This is a genomic window from Ramlibacter sp. (assembly GCF_028291745.1).
In the GTDB taxonomy this organism is placed as follows: Bacteria; Pseudomonadota; Gammaproteobacteria; order Burkholderiales; family Burkholderiaceae_C; genus Ramlibacter.
Genome location: NZ_JAQGNQ010000063.1, coordinates 1 through 3,691, shown reverse-complemented (window position 1 = coordinate 3,691; position 3,691 = coordinate 1). Strand labels below are relative to the sequence as shown.

The following is a 3,691-nucleotide window of genomic DNA, read 5'->3' as shown; positions in this document are numbered from 1 at the left end:
CCGCGAGGGACGGCTTGGAGCACTTCCTGGATACGGCTTATGCTGTACATGTTGCGGAGGGTGTGTTGTTGAGACGTTTGGCGACCGGGTTCATACCCCCTCAGCGCATCCGCCGCAACAACTTTTTTCCTCGCCGCCCCTTGCACCATCGCGAAAAGCGCGTCGTTTAAGTCTCCCTGGCCCCCTTTAGCCACCCTCTCCTCTAGGGACGCCCATTCAACCGCGGCGTATTCCGGACAGCAGTGGGGCTCGACCCGGGATCCACGCTGCGCTTGAACAGGCGCCGCATGGATTACCGGTCAAGCCGCAATGACATCTTTCAGACATCCGCCACGGCATCCTCAATCCATCAAGTTCGCCGGCACCTTCCCCCCGTTCTCCTCCAGCTTGCGCAGCACTTCCTTGTGCAGCCACGCGTTCATCGCTGCGGTGTCGCTCTTGTCGCGGGTGTAGCCAAGCTCGTCGGCGAGTTCCTTGCGCTCCTGCAGCGTGCTGTCCATGCCGACCAGCTTCATCAGGTCGACGATCGAGTTGCGCCAGTTCAGCTTCTGCGGGTTGTTGGCGGCGAGCCCGTCGAGGGTCTTCTCCACGTCCACGCGCTCCGTGGTTGCCGTGGCCGCACCCGTGGCACCCGCGTTTGCTGCCGCCCCTTGCGGAGCCGCCTGCGGCTGCGCGGGACGGGCAGGAGTTGCCGCTTGCGGCGTGGGGGCCGATTGCGGGGCGGCTGGGGCCTGGGCACCCGGTGCCTGCATCGCGGGCGCCTGCGCAGCGTTGGCGTGCGGGAGGATGCGGCTGAAGATCTTGCCGAGAATGCTCATCGTGTTCTCCGTTGGGGATGGCACGATGATCGGGAGCGCTTGCAAGCGGGCTTGTCGGTGCCGTCCGCATGCGCTGCGGCGCCCTGGCTGGCAAGGTCGGGCGCTGACAAAAGAAAAGCCCCGCATTGCGGGGCTTCTGAATCCCGGCGTGCGCCGGGATGAAGTGACGTGGCGCCCTGCGGGCGCCCATCTCACTTCAGCTTGGTTTCCTTGTACTCGACGTGCTTGCGTGCCTTCGGGTCGAACTTCATGATCGACATCTTCTCGGGCATGAGCTTCTTGTTCTTGCTCGTGGTGTAGAAATGGCCGGTGCCCGCAGTGGACTCCAGCTTGATCTTCTCGCGACCGCCTTTGCTTGCCATGGTGCTTCCTTCGCGGGTTTAGTTAGGCTTGGCCGCGGGCACGCATGTCCGCCAGCACAGCATCGATACCGTTCTTGTCGATCAGGCGCACCGCGGCGTTGGAAACGCGCAGACGCACCCAGCGGTTCTCGGTCTCGACCCAGAAACGGCGGTATTGCAGGTTCGGCAGGAACCGGCGCTTGGTCTTGTTGTTGGCGTGGGAAACGTTGTTCCCCACCATCGGGCCCTTGCCCGTCACTTCGCAGACGCGTGACATCTGTTATTCCTCGACTTCCACCCGTCACTCCCCGCGAATGCCTGGCGTTCGCGACGAGCCCCGGGCTCACCTCGCCCTGACGGGGGCGGTAACCGGCCGGAATTTCCGGCGAAGCCTGCGATTATAGCCTGAAGAGTGCATCACTCTTCCTGCTCCAGAAACCTCTGCGCATCCAGGGCCGCCATGCAGCCCGTGCCCGCACTCGTGATCGCCTGCCGGTACACGTGGTCCTGCACGTCGCCGGCCGCGAAGATGCCGGGCACGCTCGTCATCGTCGCCATGCCGACCAGGCCCGTCTTGGTGAGGATGTAGCCGTCCTTCATCTCCAGCTGGCCCTGGAAGATATCGGTGTTGGGATGGTGGCCGATCGCGATGAAGCAGCCCTTGAGTTGCAGGTCTTCCGTGCTGCCATTGTTGCAGTCCTGCAAGCGGATGCCGGTCACGCCGGTGGCGTCGCCCAGCACCTGGTCCAGCGTCTTGAACAGCTTCAGCTCGATCTTGCCTTCGGCGACCTTGTGCATCACCTTGTCGATCAGGATCGGCTCCGCGCGGAACTTGTCGCGCCGGTGCACCAGGTAAACCTTCTTCGCAATGTTGGAGAGATACAGGGCCTCTTCGACCGCGGTGTTGCCGCCGCCGATCACGCAGGTCACCTCGTCGCGATAGAAGAAGCCGTCGCAGGTGGCGCAGGCGCTCACGCCCTTGCCCATGAACGCTTCTTCCGAGGGCAGGCCGAGATATTTGGCGGAGGCGCCGGTCGCGATGATCAGCGCATCGCAGGTGTAGCTGCCGCTGTCGCCGGTGAGCGTGAAAGGCCGTTTGCTGAAATCGACCTTGTTGATGTGATCGAACACGATCTCGGTCTTGAAGCGTTCCGCATGTTCCAGGAAGCGCTGCATCAGCTCGGGCCCTTGCACGCCGTGCACGTCGGCCGGCCAGTTGTCCACTTCGGTGGTCGTCATCAACTGCCCGCCCTGGGCGATGCCGGTGATCAACAGCGGATGCAGGTTGGCGCGGGCGGCGTAGACGGCCGCCGTATAGCCGGCGGGGCCGGAGCCGAGGATCAGGACTTTGGCGTGCTTGTTGGTCATGGTGAAAAAACCTGTGTGGGAAACACCACAGGTCGGTGTACATTTCTTGCCGGTTCGAGAAGTATCAAGCACCTGGGCATGCGCCATGCTTGTGCCCTCTCAATCAGGCCGATTGTAAGAACCGATAGCAAACCGCCGCGCAGGAGGGATTTGAAACATGTCGATGCTGTCCAACCTGGAGTTGATCCGCAGAGTGCCTTTGTTCGCCCTGCTGACATCCAACCAGGCGGAGGCGGTGGCGGACGCGGTGGTGAAGCGGCGCTTCAAGCGCGGTGAAACGATCGTGGAGCAGGGCGAAAAGTCCAACACGCTGTTCATCATCCTCACCGGGCGCATCCGCGTGGTCACCTCCGACAAGCGCGGCCGCGAAGTGATCCTGGCCACGCTGAGTCCGGGCGACTACATCGGCGAGATGAGCCTGATCGACAACGAGCCGCACTCGGCCACCTGCCGCGCCGAGGTGCAGACCGACATGCTCACGCTGGGCCGCGCCGAGTTCGCGCGCTGCCTGCCCGAGAACAGCTCGATGTCGTACGCGATCATGAAGGGGCTGGTGCAGCGGCTGCGTCAGGCCGACCGCAAGATCGAATCGCTGGCGCTGATGGACGTCTACGGCCGGGTGGCGCGCGCGCTGCTGGAATTCGCCCAGCCCGATCGCGAAGGCCTGATGACGATCCGCGAACGCATCTCGCGCCAGGACATCGCCAAGATGGTCGGCGCCTCGCGCGAAATGGTCAGCCGGGTGATGAAGGACCTCGAAGACCGCGGGTTCATCGAAACGCGGGATGACGGGTCGATGCTGGTGAAGGACCGGTTGACGACGCTGGGGTAGCGGGTGACGGCCTGGATGCCGTTGCGGCGCCTTTGGATGTCATTGCGGGCTTGACCCGCAATCCACGACGGCGCTTGCACCACCGCTGCGTGGATCCCGGGTCGAGCCCCACTGCTGTCCGGAATCCCGCAGCATTGCTGCCTGGCCGTGGTCCACTTCCCCTGCGAGCACCAGGGCGGTCGCGCAAGACGCTGTGCGGCGCGGGCCCGCGGGGAGGCGTCCCGATCGCGTGAACGCGATCGGGCAAACCTGCGCTGGCCGGTCTTGCGGCCCACGCGAAGGACTCGTCTGCAGTTTGGCCTGCGGCCAAACTGCGAACTCGACCAGCTTCG

Annotated in this window: 5 protein-coding genes; 1 reads left to right on the top strand and 4 read right to left on the bottom strand. The window is 64.0% G+C overall.

Annotated features, from left to right (window positions below):
- Nucleotides 1-341: 341 nt before the first annotated feature.
- The 4 genes from JWP60_RS11250 to trxB all read right to left on the bottom strand — a co-directional run bounded on the left by JWP60_RS11250 (nucleotide 342) and on the right by trxB (nucleotide 2,527).
- Nucleotides 342-818: a DUF3597 domain-containing protein gene (locus JWP60_RS11250; protein WP_299790717.1), complete on the bottom strand. Its 477-nt coding sequence runs from the start codon at nucleotides 816-818 to the stop codon at nucleotides 342-344.
- A gap of 191 nt (nucleotides 819-1,009) precedes the next feature.
- Nucleotides 1,010-1,180 carry a 50S ribosomal protein L33 gene (gene rpmG / locus JWP60_RS11245; RefSeq protein ID WP_299790715.1) on the bottom strand — a complete coding sequence of 57 codons (171 nt, stop codon included), beginning with the start codon at nucleotides 1,178-1,180 and terminating at the stop codon, nucleotides 1,010-1,012.
- A 22-nt stretch (nucleotides 1,181-1,202) separates the two neighbouring features.
- Nucleotides 1,203-1,436, bottom strand: a complete 234-nt coding sequence (gene rpmB / locus JWP60_RS11240; RefSeq protein ID WP_299790712.1) for a 50S ribosomal protein L28 — start codon at nucleotides 1,434-1,436, stop codon at nucleotides 1,203-1,205.
- 140 nt (nucleotides 1,437-1,576) lie between these two features.
- On the bottom strand, nucleotides 1,577-2,527 hold the full coding sequence (trxB, locus tag JWP60_RS11235) for a thioredoxin-disulfide reductase (RefSeq protein WP_299790709.1): 951 nt from the start codon (nucleotides 2,525-2,527) through the stop codon (nucleotides 1,577-1,579).
- A 157-nt stretch (nucleotides 2,528-2,684) separates the two neighbouring features.
- Here trxB and JWP60_RS11230 point away from each other — a divergent pair, with 157 nt between their 5' ends.
- Nucleotides 2,685-3,359 (top strand): Crp/Fnr family transcriptional regulator, encoded by a 675-nt coding sequence (locus JWP60_RS11230; RefSeq protein ID WP_299790706.1) that lies wholly within the window; start codon nucleotides 2,685-2,687, stop codon nucleotides 3,357-3,359.
- Nucleotides 3,360-3,691 lie beyond the last annotated feature (332 nt).

Bases quoted from the DNA above. Each gene is read 5' to 3' on its own strand.
- rpmG (WP_299790715.1), bottom strand. From the start codon at position 1,180: ATGGCAAGCAAAGGCGGTCGCGAGAAGATCAAGCTGGAGTCCACTGCG.
- trxB (WP_299790709.1), bottom strand. From the start codon at position 2,527: ATGACCAACAAGCACGCCAAAGTCCTGATCCTCGGCTCCGGCCCCGCC.
- JWP60_RS11250 (WP_299790717.1), bottom strand. From the start codon at position 818: ATGAGCATTCTCGGCAAGATCTTCAGCCGCATCCTCCCGCACGCCAAC.
- rpmB (WP_299790712.1), bottom strand. From the start codon at position 1,436: ATGTCACGCGTCTGCGAAGTGACGGGCAAGGGCCCGATGGTGGGGAAC.
- JWP60_RS11230 (WP_299790706.1), top strand. From the start codon at position 2,685: ATGTCGATGCTGTCCAACCTGGAGTTGATCCGCAGAGTGCCTTTGTTC.